Consider the following 15,735-nt stretch of genomic DNA (forward strand, 5'->3'; position numbering starts at 1 on the left):
CGGGCCTCCTGCTTGAGGTCATGCGGGGTCGGGAAGCTACCTGGCGGTCACGAGGCCGCGTGGTCAGCGTCGGCTGACGGCGGCGAGCGCCTCGGGAAGGGTGAACCGGCCCGCGTAGAGCGCCTTGCCGACGATCGCGCCCTCCACGCCCTGCGGCACCAGCGTGGCGATGGCCTCGAGGTCCGCGACAGAGGAGACACCTCCCGACGCCACCACGGGGGCGTCGGTGGCCGCGCACACCTGCGAGAGCATCTCGAGGTTGGGCCCGTTCAGCATGCCGTCCTTGGACACGTCGGTGACGACGTACCGGGCGCAGCCGTCCGCGTCCAGACGCTCGAGAACCTCCCAGAGGTTGCCGCCGTCGGAGACCCATCCGCGACCACGCAGCCTGGGCTCGCCGTCGACCACCCGCACGTCGAGTCCCACCGCGATGCGATCACCGTGACGGGCGATGGCCGAGGCACACCACTCCGGGTTCTCCAACGCGGCCGTACCGAGGTTCACGCGCGCACAGCCGGTGGCCAGGGCGGCCTCGAGCGAGTCGTCATCGCGGATGCCACCGGACATCTCGACCTTGACGTCGAGCGCCCCCACGACCTCGGCGAGGAGGTCGCGATTCGAGCCCCGGCCGAAGGCGGCATCGAGGTCCACGAGATGCACCCATTCCGCACCGTCACGCTGCCACTGCAGCGCCGCGTCGAGCGGGGCCCCGTACGAGGTCTCGGTCCCGGCCTCCCCCTGGACGAGACGGACGGCCTGACCGTCTGCGACGTCGACGGCGGGCAGGAGTTCGAGGTAATTGGCGTTGGTCACGGCCATCAGCCTAGTCCGTCGTCACCGGGGCGCTCCGCCTGCCCGCCGGGCTCCTCGCCGTACTCGGCGCGGATCGCGCGATCGGTGATGCGGTTGGACACCAGACCCATCGCGGCGACCGACAGGAGCAGCCCGACCAGTGCGACGACGGCCTTGCCGACCGGCGGCACGGGGACCACGGCCACCGCGATCGCGGTCAGCGCGAGACCGAGTACTCCCGCCCCGGCCACCCCCAAGGCGAGCACGGCGAAGGACACCGGAGCCCGGTCCCCCTCACCCCTATCGGACAGAACGGATCCAGTTCTCGAGGAGCTGCAGTCCCGCGTCGCCCGATTTCTCGGGGTGGAACTGAGTGGCCGACAGCGGGCCGTTCTCCACAGCCGCGATGAACCTGGTGCCGTGCTCGGCCCAGGTGACGTCAGGGGCTCGGAGGTGATCCGACGGCTCCATCTCCCAGCGCTGGACGCCGTAGGAGTGGACGAAGTAGAACCGCTCGTCGGCGGGCATGCCGGCGAACAGGATGCTGTTCGAGGGCGCCTCGACGGTGTTCCAACCCATGTGCGGCAGCACAGGCGCGTGCAGCTTCTCCACCACGCCGGGCCACTCACCGCACCCGGGGACCCCCGGGGAGTCCTCGTGCTCCCCGTCCGAGAACTCGGTGCCGCGCTCGAACATGACCTGCATGCCGACGCAGATACCCAGGACGGGCCGGCTGCCGGCGAGACGCTCACCGATGATCCGGGGGCCCTTGACCGCTTCGAGTCCCTTCATGCAGGCGGCGAACGCGCCGACCCCCGGCACGACCAACGCCTCCGCCTCGGTGGCGACGCGGGGATCCGAGGTGAGCTCGACCTCGGCGCCGACCCGCTCGAGCGCACGGTGCGCGGACCGCAGGTTTCCCGAGCCGTAGTCCAGGAGTGCTACCCGTGTGGCGGAAGTCGTCATTGGTTCACCTTATCGCCGGTGTCGGTCAGGGTCAGATCGCGCGTGGGCCTGGTGCGTCGGGCGCCCACCGCCGCCGGGCCGCCCACCGCGAGGACGACCCCGGCCGCCACGGCGAACAGCACGACGTAGCCGAGGCCGGCGAACCCGCCCATGACGACGGATCCGAGACCGGTACCGGCGTCGAAGGAGATGTTCCACGACGCGGACGCCGTCCCCAGACGCGAGCGCGGCATCCGTTCGAACGACGCGACCAGGGCTTCGTTCTGAACGGCTCCGAACCCGAGACCGAAGACGACGGTCGGGACGAGGAACCACCAGGGGTTCACCTCCATGGTCAACAACCCCGCGATGCCGAGCATTCCGAGTGCCGCCACCCCGAGACCCGGCCAGACCAGTGCCCCGGGTCCACGTCGGTCCGAGATGAACCCGGCGACGGTGCGGCCGACGATGACACCGGCGCCCAATAGTCCGAGTCCCACGCCGGCGACGACCGCGCCGCTTCCGGAGACGATGGAATCCAACGCGGGTGACAGGAACGACGCCGCTGCTCCGTAGGGCAGGGTCACCGCCACCATGACCAGGAACGGCCCGGCCAGGAGGAGAACGACCTGCCTCGGGCCGAGCGCCGACTGGTCCGACTCCCCCGGCGGGCTCGGGTACACATGGGGCAGTCGAGCGGCGGCGACCAGTCCCACGACGCCGAACCCGGTGGCCGCCCAGGCCACCATGGGCAGGCCGAAGAGGTCGAGCAGCCACAGGCCGACCGGCAGGAAGATGGCTTCGGAGATGCCGACGGCGAGTCCGATCAGTGACGTCGCCCGACCGAGCATGCCGGGGGGCGCGAGTTCTGCCACCAGAGCCGAGCCGGCGACGGTCATCATGCCGAATCCTGCGCCTCGCACTCCACTGATCGCCAATACCGCGAACGGGCCATCGAGCAGTGCGAGCAGACCCGAGGGGAGACCGAGCAGCGCGCTGCCGATCCCCAGTACCCAGCGATAGCCGATCGCGGCCGTGACTCTCGGGGTGGCGAGTTGGAACAGGACGGTCACCGTCATGAACACGCCGGTGGTGGCGCCCGCGACGAACTCACTCCCGCCGCCACGGACCACGGCGAGCGGCACCACGGGCAGCAGCAGGGAGAACCCGCCGAAGGCGAGCAGGACCAGGACGAACGCGGCCGGGACCCCGGGGGTACGCGCCAGCTTCGAGAAGGCCCCCGGGGTGTGGACGCGCGGGGTCACGCCGGCATCACAGCGCGCCCTTGGTCGAGGGGATGCCGGTGATCCGCGGGTCCGGCTCGACGGCTGCGCGCAGAGCGCGCGCGACCGCCTTGTACTCGGCTTCGGTGATGTGGTGCGGATCGCGGCCGTAGTGCACGCGGACGTGCAACGCGATCCGGGCGTTGTAGGCGAGGGTCTCGAACACGTGCCGGTTGAGCACCGTTCCGTAGGGCGCGCTGTCGTGACCGATCACGACGTAGCCGACCATCATCTCGGGCTCACCGGTGTGGACGAAGTAGGGCCGTCCGGAGACGTCGACGATCGCCTCGGCGAGCGTCTCGTCCATGGGCAGGGAACACTGACCGAAGCGGCGGATGCCGCGCTTGTCGCCGAGGGCCTGCGCGAGCGCCTGTCCCAGGACGATCGCGGTGTCCTCCACCGTGTGGTGCGCTTCGATCTCGCTGTCACCGGTCGCGCGCACGGTGAGGTCGAAGGCACCGTGCTGCCCGAAGGCCGTCAGCATGTGGTCGAAGAACGGCACGCCGGTCGAGATGTCGGTCCGGCCGGTCCCGTCGAGGTCGATCTCCACGACGATCGACGACTCCCTGGTCGTCCTCTCGACGCGACCCCGCCGCGCGGTCTGTTCACTCATCGCTTCTCCTCGGTTCGGGTCTCGATCTCCTCGACCGCCAATTCGGCGCTCACCTGCAGCAGCCGATCATTCTCGTGCTCGAGCCCGATGGTCGCACGAAGTCGACCCGGGATGCCCACGTCACGGATCAGCACGCCGGCGTCCAGATAACGCCGCCACGCACGCGCCGCGTCCACGAACGGCCCGTAGAGGACGAAGTTGGCCTCGCTGGGAAGCACCTCGAAGCCCTGCTCCTCCAGCCCGGCGGTGACGCGCTTGCGTTCCTCGGCGAGCAACGCGACGGAGGCCAACGTCTCGTCGGCGTGACAAAGCGCGGCACGGGCAGCGGCCTGCGCGATCATCGACAGGTGGTAGGGCAACCGTACGAGCAGCACCGCCTCGACGAAGGACGGATCGGCCGCGAAGTAGCCGAGCCTGCCCCCCGCGAACGCGAACGCCTTGCTCATGGTCCGCGACACGACGAGCTTGGTCGGATAGTCGGCGAGCAGGGTGCAGGCGCTCGGGGACGGCGAGAACTCCGCGTACGCCTCGTCCACCACCACGATGCCGGGGGCCATGTCGAGCAGGCGTCGCAGGTCGTCGAGGTCGACCACATGCCCTGTGGGGTTGTTGGGCGTGGTGACGAACACGACGTCCGGCCGGTGCTCCTCGATCGCAGCCACCGCAGCGGCGATATCGATGGACAGGTCGGACCCGCGGTCCACCGGGATCCACTCGGTATCGGTTCCGGCCGCGAGGATCGGGTGCATCGAGTAGCTGGGGACGAAGCCCATGGCGCTGCGCCCGGGCCCGCCGAACGCCTGCAGCAGCTGCTGCAGGATCTCGTTGGAACCGTTGGCGGCCCAGACCATGTCCACGTCCAGATCGACGCCGGTCTGGCGGGTGAGGTACGAGGCCAGGTCGGTGCGCAGTGCGACGGCGTCACGGTCGGGATAGCGGTTGAGGTCTTCGGCGGCAGCGGCGACGGCGCCGGCGATGCCGGCGACCAGTTCCGCGCTGGGCGGGTGTGGGTTCTCGTTGGTGTTGAGCTGTACGGGGACCTCGAGTTGCGGGGCCCCGTAGGCGCTCTGGCCGCGGAGATTCTCCCGCAGTGGGAGGGCGCCGAGCCCGACTCCGGGACGTGGGGAATCGGTCATCGTCCGTCCTCTCCCGTGCCGAGGTCCTCGAACCGGGCCCGTACGGCCTCACCGTGCGCGGGCAGCCGCTCGGCGTCAGCGAGTGCGACTACGGTCGGCGCGATCTCCTTGAGGGCGGCCTGGTCGTAGTCGACGACATGGATTCCCCGGAGGAAGGTCTGCACGCTCAACCCCGACGAGTGTCGCGCCGTGCCGGACGTGGGCAGGACGTGGTTGGACCCCGCCGCGTAGTCCCCGAGCGGGACGGGCGAGTAGGCGCCCACGAAGATCGCGCCGGCGTTGCGCACGCGGGCGGCGTCGGCTGCGGAATCGCGGGTCTGGACCTCGAGGTGCTCGGCCGCGTAGGCGTCGACCACCCGCAGGCCGGCCTCGATATCGTCCACCAGGACGATGCCCGACTGCGGCCCCTCGAGCGCCTCGCGCACCCGGTCCGAGTTGAGGGTCACCTCGTAGCGCGCCTCGATCTCACGGTCCACGGCGTCCGCCAACGTTTCGGAGTGGGTGACCAGGACGCTCGCAGCGTTCGGGTCGTGCTCCGCCTGGCTGATGAGGTCGTACGCGACGTGGACCGGGTCGGCGGTGTCATCCGCGAGGATGGCGATCTCGGTGGGGCCCGCCTCGGAGTCGATGCCCACGACGCTGCGGCACAGGCGCTTGGCGGCGGTGACGTACACGTTGCCGGGGCCGGTGACCATGTCGACGGGCTCGAGAACGGAGTCATCCGTGTCCTGACCGCCGTAGGCGAGCAACGCCACGGCCTGGGCACCACCCACCGCCCAGACCTCCTCAACCCCGAGCAGTGAGCACGCGGCGAGAATGGTCGGGTGCGGCCAGCCACCGAAATCCGCCTGGGGCGGAGAGGCCACTGCCAGCGACCCGACCCCGGCGACCTGAGCCGGCACGACGTTCATGATCACGCTGGAGGGGTAGACGGCTTTACCGCCGGGAACGTAGAGGCCCACGCGTTCGACCGGCACCCAGCGCTCGGTGACGAACCCCCCGGGGGCGACCTCGGTGACGGTGTCACCGCGGCGCTGCGCGGAGTGGACGATGCGAGCACGACGGATCGCCTCCGACAGCGCGGCCCGGATGTCCGGGTCCAACTCGTCGACCGCCCGGGCGATGACCTCGGCCGGAACCCGGACCGACGCCGGACGGACCGAATCGAACGTCTCGCCGTACTCGAGTGCCGCCGGGGCCCCGTGCTCGCGGATCGCCTCGACCACCGGGCGGACGGTGTCGACGACAGAGTCGACGTCGGCGGCGCCGCGCGGGAGGGTGCGACGCAACTCGGCGGTGCCGAGACTGCGACCGCGCAGGTCGATGCGGGAGAGCATGGTGTGGCCTTTCCTTCGGGTCACGGGACGGCGACCACCCGGTCGACGGCCCTGACCCAGTCTAGGTGCGGCTGCCACGGCGACATCGTCACGCCACCCTCGCGGGTGTTGCCGGACCCGGCCTCCGCGTAAGGGCCCTGGTCGACCGCGCCGGGATTCGCCTGCTGTCGATACTGCTCACCCGCAAGCACTACGAGGTCGGGAGCGACGAACCGACAGGCGACCTTGTCTTCTTTCGTGTCGGTCGCCACGGTCGTGACAAGGCTCCCGCACGTGCGGGTCAGCAGGCTCCGCCCGGGATCGAGGGCAGCAGCGGCGCGAGGGCGTCCGCCATCGTCGACAGGTCCGCCGTCCCGGCCTCGAAGGACGGAGCATCGACCGCTATCGCGACGGCCACGTCCCCTCCGGCGCCCGGCACGATCCCGAACTGGCGGACCAGGTATCCGCCGCTCTCCCCCGGGCCCCAGCCGCCTTTGGACCGGGCCCCGGGGATCCGACCGAGACCCCAGCGCTGATCGGGCGAGACCTGGCCCATGAGCTCCAGGACCCGCCCGGCGGACCGCACGCAGGGCAGCCGACCACCGAAGCGGGCCTGATCGGTCAGCGCCCACCGGGTCTGACCGAAGACCGAATACTCCGCACGGGCCCGGACCGCCGGCACCTGTGTGGTGACGTCCCCGCCGTCGACCAGGACCGCCCCCACGGCCGAGGCCGCGGCGGTTCCGCCGCCGAGCGCGTTCCACAGCTGCTCGGCGGCCTGGTTGTCCGAGAGAGTGATCGCGGTGGCCGCATTCTCGAGCGCCTGCGGGTCGGTGCGGGCCACCGCGACGGCCAGCGGGACCTTGATGGTCGACCACGCCACACCCGTCCTCCACTCGCCCGCCGTCTGAACGTCCCCTCCGCCGACCGGCGACACGGCGATACCGGCGGTGCCGGACACCCCTTCGACAACCGAGGACAGGTCGATCGGCGCGCTCGGTGCCGGCGGGACGGCGGTGGGGGCCGCCGGCGGGGTGTCCGCGCGGACCTCCGGCGCTCCGACCCCGCCCTGCACGGGTGGCGGTGGCGCCCCGGTCACGGTGGCCACCGTCTCGGTGACGACCAGGACGGCCCGCTGCGCACCATCGGTCGCGCCGAGGGGGGAGCAGGCCCCCGCCGCGGCCGCTGTCGCGGCCGTGGCGGCCACGACCGCGCGCCTCCAGCGTAGCGGCACCATCAGTAGATGTAGACCACGGCGTTGTTGCCGCCGGTGCAGGTCACCACGTCTCCACCGGAACACGACATGGTGTATACCTCGCCGGTCACCGGACTGTAGGCGTCCAGGACCATCGGCGCGCCGTTGCCACCCGCCAGCAGGTATTCCGCCCACACGGACAGGGCGAACTCGCAGGAGGTGGCATTCGAACCCACCGCCGATCGCGAGTAGGCACCGTCTTCCGCGTTGGAGCATTCATACGAGCCGGACGGCGACGCCGGTCGCGCCGGTTGCACCGGTTGAGCGGGTCGAGCGGGTCGAGCGGGTTGGACGGTGGGCTGGGCCGGGGACTCCGGCGCGGTGGCTGTCACCGAGACGGTGGAGGTCACCGGCGCTGCCGAGTCCTGTGTGAACCTCGGCACCACCAGGAAGACCGTGGCGATGACCAGCCCGATCAGGAGCATGGCACCGACGGTCAGGGCCACGATCGCGACCGGGGACATCCCCTGCTTACGTGGCGGGGCGCCGTAGTCCCCGTAGCCGCTCGATCCGTAGCCGCCGGCACCGTACCCGCCCGTTCCGTGCCCTGGCTGCTGGACGGCCCTGAACTCCGACGTGGGCGGCCCGTCCCATCCGGGGGGAGGATTCTGTGTCATGTCGCAGCTCCAGTCACCGGATCCGGCAGTCGCAGGATCCTAATCTGAAGGTGAGTTCATCGAGATATCCCGGTTTGACGAGGGAATATCGGGCCGACCACCCCACGTTCGGGAACGGCCTGTCAGGGAGTGTTCAGCTCCCCGCCATGATCCGGCAAGCCCCCGGGCACGGGACACTCGTACGGTTCCGTGGTCACTCACCCGCGCCTGAAGCCCAGGAAAGGCCACACATGCGCTCACGCACCCTCCTCTCCGGTGCCCTCTCGACACTCCTCGCCGCCGGTGCAACGGTCGGACTGCCCACGGTCTCCGCCGCCGCACCCGCACCCGCGGCGACCGCCGCGGACATCGTCATCAACGAGGTCGAGTCCAACGGCGACCCGGTCGGTGACTGGGTCGAGCTCGCCAACCTCGACACCGATCAGGACCTCGACATCTCCGGCTGGACGCTCATCGACGGCGACCCCACGCACGACCCGATCGTGTTCCCCTCCGGTACCACCATTGAGTCCGGCGGTTACCGGTCCTTCTACACGGACGTGGACCCGGATTACTTCGGGCTGGGCGGGAACGACTCGGTGACCCTGCGCAACGCCGACGGCAACCTGGTCGATTCCACGACCTGGTCCGGCCACGCGGCCGTCACCTGGGGTCGCATCCCCGACATGACGGGCGACTTCGCCGTCACCGGCGAGTCCACCCGCGACGCGCGGAATGTCGCGGCGGTCGCGCAGGAGCCGATCGCGACGTCTCTGTGGCCCTTCGACCCCCTGACCGTCTCCCCGGCCGCCCTCGGTGGCGATTTCGCCGAGGACGACATGTCCGGGGTCGACATCGCGGCCGACGGCACCGCGTACGTCGTGAACAACGGCACCGGCGCGCTCTACGTCCTCGACTACGACCGCGCAGCAGGCACGTACTCGCTCGCGCGGACCTTCGTGCTCCGGTACCCCGACGGCTCGGGGCTGCCCGACGCCGAGGGCGTGACCGTGGGCTCGGACGGCGCGATCTACGTGGCCACCGAGCGCAACAACAACGCCGGCGGCACCAGCCGCCCGTCGGTCCTGCGCTTCGACCTCCCCGCCGACCGCGACTCCGGCACGCTCGCCGCCACCGATGAGTACTCCCTCTCCTCCCTCACCGGGCAGGTCGGCGCGAACGGCGGCCTCGAAGCCATTGAGTTCCTCCCCGAAGCATGGGGAGGTGCGTTCGCCGTGGGTGTCGAGGGCACGGGCAAGGTCCATTTCGTCCAGTTCGGCGAGGCCGGAGCGGTCACGGAGTTGCAGACCTTCACGTCGCCGTTCCAGGGTGTGATGGCGCTCGATCACGACGAAACGTCCGGCACCCTCCGGGTCCTCTGCGACGAGGTCTGCGAGGGGCGCTCGATCGAGATGACCTTCGACGGGACCGGGTTCGTCACCGACGGCACTCTCTACGCCCGCCCGGCCGGGATGGCCAACCTCGCCAACGAGGGCTTCGCCGCCCACCGCGAGACCGTCGAGTGCACCGTCGGTGACGCTCAGGGAATCGCCGAGCGGGTCCGATTCCTGTGGGCCGACGACGCCGCCGCCGACGGTGCCGGCCTCCGCACGGCCGTCACCGCGCCCGGGGAGTGCCTGGAGGGTGACGACGACGAGGACGGCGGCCTGCTCGACCCGGGCGCCCTGCTCGGTTCGCTCGAGGGCCTCGGGATCGACACCGGTTCGGTCGCCGATCTGCTTCCGGCACTGCCCGCCCTCCCAGTGGGTTGAGCCCAGAGGACTCAATCAAGAAATCTGGCCTGAGTCGGGAATACTCAACTACGACCCGCGGTTGAACCGAGTGCGACCCGGAGATGCCGGGAGCGCCCCGACCAGTCCTGAAGGAGACCATCATGGCCACCAGCACCCGTTTCGATCCGTTCCGTGAGCTCGATCGCCTCCTGGGCGAGGGGCTCCGCAGCGCCACCGCCTCGACTTCCCTGCCGATGGACCTCTACAAGGAGGGCGATCGCTTCGTCGGGCTCATCGATATGCCGGGGGTCGACCCCTCCACCATCGACATCGACGTGGAGGACCGCACCCTCACTGTCCGCGCCGAGCGGCGGGCGCCTGCCGAGGGTGACGCGCAGTGGCTCATGCACGAGCGGCAGTCGGGGACCTTCGCCCGGCAGCTCGCCATGGGCAAGGGCCTGGCGACCGACAAGATCGAGGCCGACTACACCGACGGCGTCCTGCGCCTGGTGATCCCGGTGGCCGAAGAGGCCCAGCCGCGCAAGATCGCCGTCTCGCACGGCAACCAGAGGGCCGAGCAGGCCGAGCTCGTCGAGGGCGAGACCGACCTCGGGAGCTGATCCACCACTCCGTCGCGCCCCGGCCGCCCCGGCCTCCCCTCGAGGCCGGGGCGGCCGGTGTCGTCCGCGAGAGCTCAGGTGTCAATCTCCCCCACCACCACGAGTACGTCCGTCGCCCGAGACAGCCCCACGTAGATGCGCTCGCGGAGGCGGTCGATGCCCTCGTAGCTGTTGCACACCAGGACCACGGCACGTCGTTCGAGACCCTTGAAGCCGAGGACGTGACCGTAGAAGATGTCCTCGCCGTCCCAGAACGTCTCCCAGTAGGCGTCGTTGCCGTCCTCCTGGAGCTCGACCTGCATGGGGTGACGCGAGCCGATGGTCAGCAACGCCACGTCGCGGGGCTCCCACCCCTCGTCGAGCAGTCGCATCGCCTCGTCGTCTCCCACCGCGACGGGATCGGCGCCCTCCGGCACCTCCACGTAACGGACGGCGGGACCGGTGCCGCCGCGCAACTCCATGCGCTGACCCACCAGCGGCATGAACGCGCTGGCGATCTGCCGCGTATTGCGCAGGTTGTGGTCCAGCACGAGCGGTACGAGGTCCACGGGCGGGCGGCCGGCACGCTCGAACACTCTCTGGCCCGCGTCGCCGACGATCATGAGCCGACCGTTCTCCCTGTCGCGCAGCGCTCCGACGACCGGCTGCCACCAACTGTCGGCGAAGTCCTGGGCCTCGTCGACGATCACGGCGTCGAATCGCTTGCCGTCGGGCAGTTCGTCTGCCAGGTCGGACATCAACCCGGGCAGATCCTCCTCCCACCACCGCACCGTCTCCGTGGACCGAATCCGCTCGTCCGGGCCCACCGGCGCGCCCCACTCGACGCCCAGGGCGTGGAACTCACCGACGTACGCGGGTCGTTCCCGGCGCTTCCATCCGCTGGTGACCCGCTTGAGGTAGCTGGCCAGCCCGTGCGAGTAGCAGATCAATGCGACGCGCTGCCCGTCCCTTGACAACCGTCGAGCCTGTTCCAGCGCCAGATAGGTCTTACCGCTGCCCGCGCCGCCCCGGATCTCCACCCGCGGCAGGGCGTCGACCGCCCGCAGGAGCACCGACTGTTCACGGGTGAGCGCGTCGGCGATGTCGGCGTTCTCGGCCGCGCGGGCCACCACGTCGCGCTGGGGTAGCCCCCGACCTCCGAGGATCTCGGACAGCCGGTCGACGGTGTCCGCGGACAGGAACGGACGGTCAGCCGGGCCCGAGTCACGGGCCAACCGGAAAGCGATCATCGCGAGGTCGTCGAGCTGATCGCGGTCCACGATCCGGTCGCGCGGGATCTCCGGCATCGCAAAGTCCGCGGGGATCGAGGCGTTCGGGAACACCAGCATGTGGGTCCAGCGCTGGAGCTGATCCGGCCACCGCGGATCCTCACTGACGTACCCGCGCAACGCGTAGAGGGCGTCGCGGCACTGGGCGACCGGGTCGATGGTGACCTTCTTGGTGCCGCTGCCCTGAACCCACCGGCCGTCCTCGATCGCGATCTGCCCGGCCTTGACCTCGATCGCCACGATCCCCGCGCCGGGCATCGCCACGAGGATGTCGACCTCGTGTTCCTTCTCGTATGTGGACACCCGCTGACCCACGACGATCAGGCTGTCGTCGGAGAGCTGGTCGCGGAGGAGGTCGACCACCTTCTCCTCGGTGGGATGTCCGTAGACGGGGTGAGCGGGGATGACACGGGCCATGTATAAGAACTACCTTCGCCACCGTCGCGCGGGTCGGCCACACGCCGCGACCCACCGCCTCAGGGCCTCCTGGTGGCTGTGACGACGACGTCGTGGACCGTCACGGGCGCGCCGCCGCGGCCCGGCATCTCGCGCGAGGTTTCCTCGGCCGCGACGATCTCCCACCGGTCGGCCTCGAGCCGCGCGGTGACGGACGCCGCGGTGACACCGGCCTCTGCCGGCGGATGGGCGCCGCGATCGTGCCCGGCGTGGGTCACGTGCCCGCCGTGCCGCCCATGCCCGGCGTCGTTCAGGTGCCCGACGATGAGCAGCGTGCCGCGAGGGGCGACCCAGCTGGCGAGCCGCTCGTAGAAGTCCAGCTGCGGAATCGCCGGGTGGGCATAATAGGTGGTGACCAGGTCGTACCGCGCCGGAGGCTCCCAAGCCGAGAGGTCCGCCTCCACCCACGACACCCGGCCGGACAGCCCGAGCTCCGCCGAGCGCCGGGCGGCGATCGTCAACGCCTCCGCGGCGATGTCCGCCCCGGTGACCTGCCAGCCCTGCGAGGCCAGCCAGAGCGCTTCGGTCCCGGCGCCGCAGCCCGCCTCGAGCGCGGTCCCGGGGACGAGGCGGGAGACCTCCCGGATCAGGTGCGGGTTCGGGGGGTTCGCGGCCATCGCGGCCGGGCGGTCACCGTCGTCGTCTCCGACGCTGCCGCCGGCACCCGCCCAGATGTCGTCCCAGTAGGCGCGGTCAAACTCGTGTGCCATCGCGCACCTCGATCGCCTTCTCGAGGTCGGCCATGATCAGCGAGGCGTTGATCTGCTGCGCGGCGCGGGCCCCCTGGGCGGCGGCGGCTCCGACCTGCGCCATGAGATCGGCGCAGTTGCCCGCGGCCCACACCCCCGGCACCGGGGTGGTGCCCATCTCGTCGGTCGGGATGACCGTGCCGACCGGGTGATCGACCGCCTCCAGACCGATGGCCGCATACGGCTCGACCCCGACCGTCAACCGGGTGGCCACCACCACGGCGTCCAGATCGATCACCTCGTCGTCGTCGACCTCCACGCCGACCACCCGCCCACCGTCGGCCGCCACTCCCGAGATCCTTCGCTCCTCGATCGGGATGCCCAGGGCGGCCAGGGAGACCCGGTCCTGCTCGTCGATCGGGCGACCGCCGCTGAAGAACGTGATGTCCCGGCTCCACTGGTGGAACAGCATGGCCTGGTGCGCGGACATCGGATGGGTCCCCAGGATGCCGATCCGCTGGTCGCGCACCTCCCAACCGTGGCAATACGGGCAGTGCAGGACGCCGCGCCCCCACTGCTCGCGGACCCCGGGGATGTCGGGGAGTTCATCGCTCACCCCGGTCGCGATGAGCAGTGTGCGGGTGGGCAGCACCGAACCGTTGCGCAGGATGACGTCGAAGCCGTGCGCGGCCGTGCGGGTGTCCACGACCTCGCCGTCGATGACCTCGCCGTCGTACCGTCCGACCTCCGCGCGGCCTCGCGCGAGCAGGTCCGACGGGCTCACCCCGTCCAGGGCGAGCAGCCCGTGGACACCCTCGGCGGGAGCGTTGCGCGGCTCGCCGGCGTTCACCACCGTCACCCGACGGCGGGCGCGGGCCGACGTCAGCGCGGCGCTCAGGCCGGCCGCCCCGCCACCGACCACCACCACATCCCGCAGTTCCCGATCGTCCGAGTCCATCTGTCGACCTCCGCTCTCCGGGCCACCGGTTCCGGGCCTCGTCCCCCTCGACGATGGTCCCTTCACCCGGTGTCGCAACTAACCTTGCCAGTCTGGCAAACTCGGCGCATGACCGATCCGACCGCCCGCACCCTCGACGCGGTGGGTTCGCGGCTGAGGGCCCTCCGGCAACGCCGCGACCTCACCCTGACCGCCCTGGCGGAGTCCACCGGCATCTCCACCAGCACGCTGTCGCGACTCGAGTCCGGGCAGCGCCGACCCACCCTCGAACTGCTGCTGCCGCTGGCGCGGGCACACGGCGTCACCCTGGATCAGCTCGTCGACGCCCCGCCGACCGGTGACCCGCGGGTGACGCTGCAGCCGATCGCCACCGACCACGGCGCGACCGTGATCCCGTTGTCGCGCCGACCGGGTGGGATCCAGGCGTACAAGTTCGTGCTCCCCACGGGGAGTGACGACGACGAGCCCCACCTCCACGTCCACGAGGGCTACGACTGGGTGTTCGTCCTGGACGGCAGGCTCCGACTGGTCCTCGGCGAGCACGATCTCGTCCTCACGCCGGGCGAGGCGGCCGAGTTCGACACCCGCACCCCGCACTGGTTCGGCGCCACGAGCGCCGGCCCGGTGGAGTTCCTCAGCCTGGTGGGCCGGCAGGGCGAGCGGGCGCACATCCGGGCGGCACCGGCCCGGTGATCTTCGCGACACGATGTCAGCATCGTGTCGGGCACGAGGGCGAGGGGCGGTTCCGAGCAGGCGAGTCGGTCGCCCTGCCGGGAGTTGTGATCGTCCTCCCCTACCGCCCCGGGACGACCGCCCACCCCGTGGTCATCTGACCGGCGAACTCCGGCAGACGCACCAGGATCCGGTTCTGCTCGGCACGGGGACGGAAACCCACGTCGAGATACCGCGGCGCCTCGTCGGGGCGGTCGCGGACGAGCGAGCGGTACGCCGGCACCAGGTCCTGTTCGATGTACTCCCACCGGGGTACGCGGTCGGCCCAGTTGAAGGCCGGGAGCGGCGTGTGGGCGACCACCGGCTGACCGCCCACCTCCGCGCGGACCGAGAGTGGTCGGAACTGCCCCAGCGTGCGGGCGCCCGGGATGTCGGGCGCCCCGCCGACGGTGGTGATGTAGGTGAGAACCCGGCCGACGTCGCCGCGACCGGAGGCGGTGGCATCCCACTGGTCGGCGATGATCTGGTTCTGCTCCCGGGACGCCATCCGCAGCAGCGCCTCGGACAGGCCGTCGGGGGATCCCTCGTCGAGCATCCGCCAGGATTCCAGCGCATAGTCGTCGTACGCACCTCCCGCGGCGAGTTCCTCGACCGCGGGCAGGCCCCCCGCGGCGTAGGCCTGGTGCACCGGGATCATGTCCGTGAATATGTGCCGCTGCATGACGAGGAGTCGGTGCAGGTACCAGTCCACGTCGGGTTGCCGCAGTGTGGGGCCGACCGTGGCCAGCAGCCGGACGTCGCGCGGCATCTCGCGGGCCACCTCCCACGGCAGCCCGGCCATCGCTCCCCCGACCCCGCGCCCCGCCTCGTGCACCCCGGGAACGGTGAGCACACCGCCGACGTCGTCGAGGTCCCAGAACCCGGCGGCGAACGACATCCCCGCGAGCCCGGCCATCCCGGCCCACCAGTACCCGTCGTGGGAGTTGTACAGGCGCAGGTAGTTGACGTACACCTTGTCGACCGTGTCGAGGTTAGCCGCCAACCCCCGGGCGGGTCCCCACTGCTCCAGGTCGATGTCGGCGTTCTCCGCCCCCACCGCCAACCAGTACTGGCGCGCCAGGGTCGAGTACCTCTCCGGAGCGACACGGGCCGCCCTCACGACGTCGAGCGCGGCCCGGAGCTCGGCCACGTCGGTGGTCATCCCGGTGGAGACGCCGCCCGCCATTTCGCCGTCGGCGTTGTCGGCCGGGACATCGAGGTAGACCCCGAATACGGCGTGGCACCGGCGGTCGTCCGCGAGTGGACGACGGACACCACCGTGAGCATGAGAGCGGCGAGCAGTGCGACAGTGAGGGCTCCGAGTCCGTCTGGTGCTCGACCCATGACGCACCGCCCCCCGCTCG

17 protein-coding genes are annotated in these 15,735 nt (G+C 70.9%); 3 read left to right on the top strand and 14 right to left on the bottom strand.

What is annotated here, in order from left to right:
* Positions 1-63: 63 nt before the first annotated feature.
* The 10 genes from priA to Q2K20_RS09535 are packed head-to-tail and all read right to left on the bottom strand — an operon-like array spanning position 64 to position 7,957.
* Positions 64-819, bottom strand: coding sequence for a bifunctional 1-(5-phosphoribosyl)-5-((5-phosphoribosylamino)methylideneamino)imidazole-4-carboxamide isomerase/phosphoribosylanthranilate isomerase PriA (priA, locus tag Q2K20_RS09490; protein WP_119191827.1), 756 nt, complete (start codon positions 817-819; stop codon positions 64-66).
* Positions 819-1,070, bottom strand: coding sequence for a hypothetical protein (locus Q2K20_RS09495; RefSeq protein ID WP_119191828.1), 252 nt, complete (start codon positions 1,068-1,070; stop codon positions 819-821). Before Q2K20_RS09495 ends, priA begins: the two co-directional genes overlap by 1 nt.
* A 22-nt stretch (positions 1,071-1,092) precedes the next feature.
* The gene (gene hisH, locus Q2K20_RS09500; protein ID WP_119191829.1) at positions 1,093-1,758 is read right to left on the bottom strand and encodes an imidazole glycerol phosphate synthase subunit HisH; all 666 of its coding nucleotides are present in this window, start codon (positions 1,756-1,758) and stop codon (positions 1,093-1,095) included.
* Positions 1,755-3,002, bottom strand: a complete 1,248-nt coding sequence (locus Q2K20_RS09505; protein WP_269502692.1) for an MFS transporter — start codon at positions 3,000-3,002, stop codon at positions 1,755-1,757. The genes hisH and Q2K20_RS09505 overlap by 4 nt, the downstream gene beginning before the upstream one ends.
* Positions 3,003-3,009: 7 nt before the next feature.
* Positions 3,010-3,633 carry an imidazoleglycerol-phosphate dehydratase HisB gene (gene hisB, locus Q2K20_RS09510; protein WP_120285867.1) on the bottom strand — a complete coding sequence of 208 codons (624 nt, stop codon included), beginning with the start codon at positions 3,631-3,633 and terminating at the stop codon, positions 3,010-3,012.
* Complete coding sequence (locus Q2K20_RS09515; RefSeq protein ID WP_119191831.1) at positions 3,630-4,769, bottom strand: histidinol-phosphate transaminase; 1,140 nt, start codon at positions 4,767-4,769, stop codon at positions 3,630-3,632. Before Q2K20_RS09515 ends, hisB begins: the two co-directional genes overlap by 4 nt.
* Positions 4,766-6,106 carry a histidinol dehydrogenase gene (gene hisD, locus Q2K20_RS09520; RefSeq protein ID WP_159148056.1) on the bottom strand — a complete coding sequence of 447 codons (1,341 nt, stop codon included), beginning with the start codon at positions 6,104-6,106 and terminating at the stop codon, positions 4,766-4,768. The genes Q2K20_RS09515 and hisD overlap by 4 nt, the downstream gene beginning before the upstream one ends.
* Before the next feature lie 20 nt (positions 6,107-6,126).
* Positions 6,127-6,357: a hypothetical protein gene (locus Q2K20_RS09525; protein WP_119191832.1), complete on the bottom strand. Its 231-nt coding sequence runs from the start codon at positions 6,355-6,357 to the stop codon at positions 6,127-6,129.
* A 29-nt stretch (positions 6,358-6,386) separates the two neighbouring features.
* On the bottom strand, positions 6,387-7,292 hold the full coding sequence (locus Q2K20_RS09530) for a hypothetical protein (protein ID WP_269502683.1): 906 nt from the start codon (positions 7,290-7,292) through the stop codon (positions 6,387-6,389).
* A gap of 29 nt (positions 7,293-7,321) precedes the next feature.
* A complete protein-coding gene (locus tag Q2K20_RS09535) occupies positions 7,322-7,957 on the bottom strand; it encodes a hypothetical protein (protein WP_283467008.1) in 636 nt (211 codons plus the stop codon).
* Positions 7,958-8,187: 230 nt separating this feature from the next.
* Between Q2K20_RS09535 and Q2K20_RS09540 the strand changes: the two genes are divergently transcribed.
* Both Q2K20_RS09540 and Q2K20_RS09545 read left to right on the top strand, forming a co-directional pair.
* Entirely contained in the window at positions 8,188-9,708 is a 1,521-nt protein-coding gene (locus Q2K20_RS09540; RefSeq protein ID WP_283467006.1) for a lamin tail domain-containing protein, read from the top strand.
* 122 nt (positions 9,709-9,830) lie between these two features.
* Positions 9,831-10,289, top strand: a complete 459-nt coding sequence (locus tag Q2K20_RS09545; protein WP_067713942.1) for an Hsp20/alpha crystallin family protein — start codon at positions 9,831-9,833, stop codon at positions 10,287-10,289.
* Positions 10,290-10,363: 74 nt separating this feature from the next.
* Here Q2K20_RS09545 and Q2K20_RS09550 read toward each other — a convergent pair whose 3' ends face one another.
* From Q2K20_RS09550 to Q2K20_RS09560, 3 genes are read right to left on the bottom strand one after another with little or no spacing between them, the layout of a single operon-like run.
* On the bottom strand, positions 10,364-11,974 hold the full coding sequence (locus tag Q2K20_RS09550; protein WP_163375638.1) for an NERD domain-containing protein: 1,611 nt from the start codon (positions 11,972-11,974) through the stop codon (positions 10,364-10,366).
* Between the two features lie 59 nt (positions 11,975-12,033).
* The gene (locus Q2K20_RS09555) at positions 12,034-12,723 is read right to left on the bottom strand and encodes a class I SAM-dependent methyltransferase (RefSeq protein ID WP_317176776.1); all 690 of its coding nucleotides are present in this window, start codon (positions 12,721-12,723) and stop codon (positions 12,034-12,036) included.
* Positions 12,707-13,660: an NAD(P)/FAD-dependent oxidoreductase gene (locus tag Q2K20_RS09560; protein WP_317176777.1), complete on the bottom strand. Its 954-nt coding sequence runs from the start codon at positions 13,658-13,660 to the stop codon at positions 12,707-12,709. Before Q2K20_RS09560 ends, Q2K20_RS09555 begins: the two co-directional genes overlap by 17 nt.
* Positions 13,661-13,768: 108 nt before the next feature.
* On the opposite strand from Q2K20_RS09560, the gene Q2K20_RS09565 reads away from it, so the two are divergent.
* Positions 13,769-14,353, top strand: coding sequence for a helix-turn-helix domain-containing protein (locus tag Q2K20_RS09565; protein WP_120285857.1), 585 nt, complete (start codon positions 13,769-13,771; stop codon positions 14,351-14,353).
* Positions 14,354-14,453: 100 nt separating this feature from the next.
* On the opposite strand, the gene Q2K20_RS09570 is transcribed toward Q2K20_RS09565, so the two are convergent.
* Positions 14,454-15,533 (bottom strand): hypothetical protein, encoded by a 1,080-nt coding sequence (locus Q2K20_RS09570; RefSeq protein WP_241504332.1) that lies wholly within the window; start codon positions 15,531-15,533, stop codon positions 14,454-14,456.
* Positions 15,534-15,735: the final 202 nt, after the last annotated feature.

The organism is Dietzia sp. IN118, assembly GCF_032905965.1.
GTDB classification, from domain to species: Bacteria; Actinomycetota; Actinomycetes; order Mycobacteriales; family Mycobacteriaceae; genus Dietzia; species Dietzia kunjamensis.

Coding starts and splice junctions, on each gene's coding strand:
- Q2K20_RS09570 (WP_241504332.1), bottom strand. CDS start 15,533: ATGACCACCGACGTGGCCGAGCTCCGGGCCGCGCTCGACGTCGTGAGG.
- Q2K20_RS09550 (WP_163375638.1), bottom strand. CDS start 11,974: ATGGCCCGTGTCATCCCCGCTCACCCCGTCTACGGACATCCCACCGAG.
- Q2K20_RS09540 (WP_283467006.1), top strand. CDS start 8,188: ATGCGCTCACGCACCCTCCTCTCCGGTGCCCTCTCGACACTCCTCGCC.
- Q2K20_RS09565 (WP_120285857.1), top strand. CDS start 13,769: ATGACCGATCCGACCGCCCGCACCCTCGACGCGGTGGGTTCGCGGCTG.
- Q2K20_RS09555 (WP_317176776.1), bottom strand. CDS start 12,723: ATGGCACACGAGTTTGACCGCGCCTACTGGGACGACATCTGGGCGGGT.
- Q2K20_RS09545 (WP_067713942.1), top strand. CDS start 9,831: ATGGCCACCAGCACCCGTTTCGATCCGTTCCGTGAGCTCGATCGCCTC.
- Q2K20_RS09560 (WP_317176777.1), bottom strand. CDS start 13,660: ATGGACTCGGACGATCGGGAACTGCGGGATGTGGTGGTGGTCGGTGGC.
- priA (WP_119191827.1), bottom strand. CDS start 819: ATGGCCGTGACCAACGCCAATTACCTCGAACTCCTGCCCGCCGTCGAC.
- hisH (WP_119191829.1), bottom strand. CDS start 1,758: ATGACGACTTCCGCCACACGGGTAGCACTCCTGGACTACGGCTCGGGA.
- Q2K20_RS09535 (WP_283467008.1), bottom strand. CDS start 7,957: ATGACACAGAATCCTCCCCCCGGATGGGACGGGCCGCCCACGTCGGAG.
- hisB (WP_120285867.1), bottom strand. CDS start 3,633: ATGAGTGAACAGACCGCGCGGCGGGGTCGCGTCGAGAGGACGACCAGG.
- Q2K20_RS09515 (WP_119191831.1), bottom strand. CDS start 4,769: ATGACCGATTCCCCACGTCCCGGAGTCGGGCTCGGCGCCCTCCCACTG.
- hisD (WP_159148056.1), bottom strand. CDS start 6,106: ATGCTCTCCCGCATCGACCTGCGCGGTCGCAGTCTCGGCACCGCCGAG.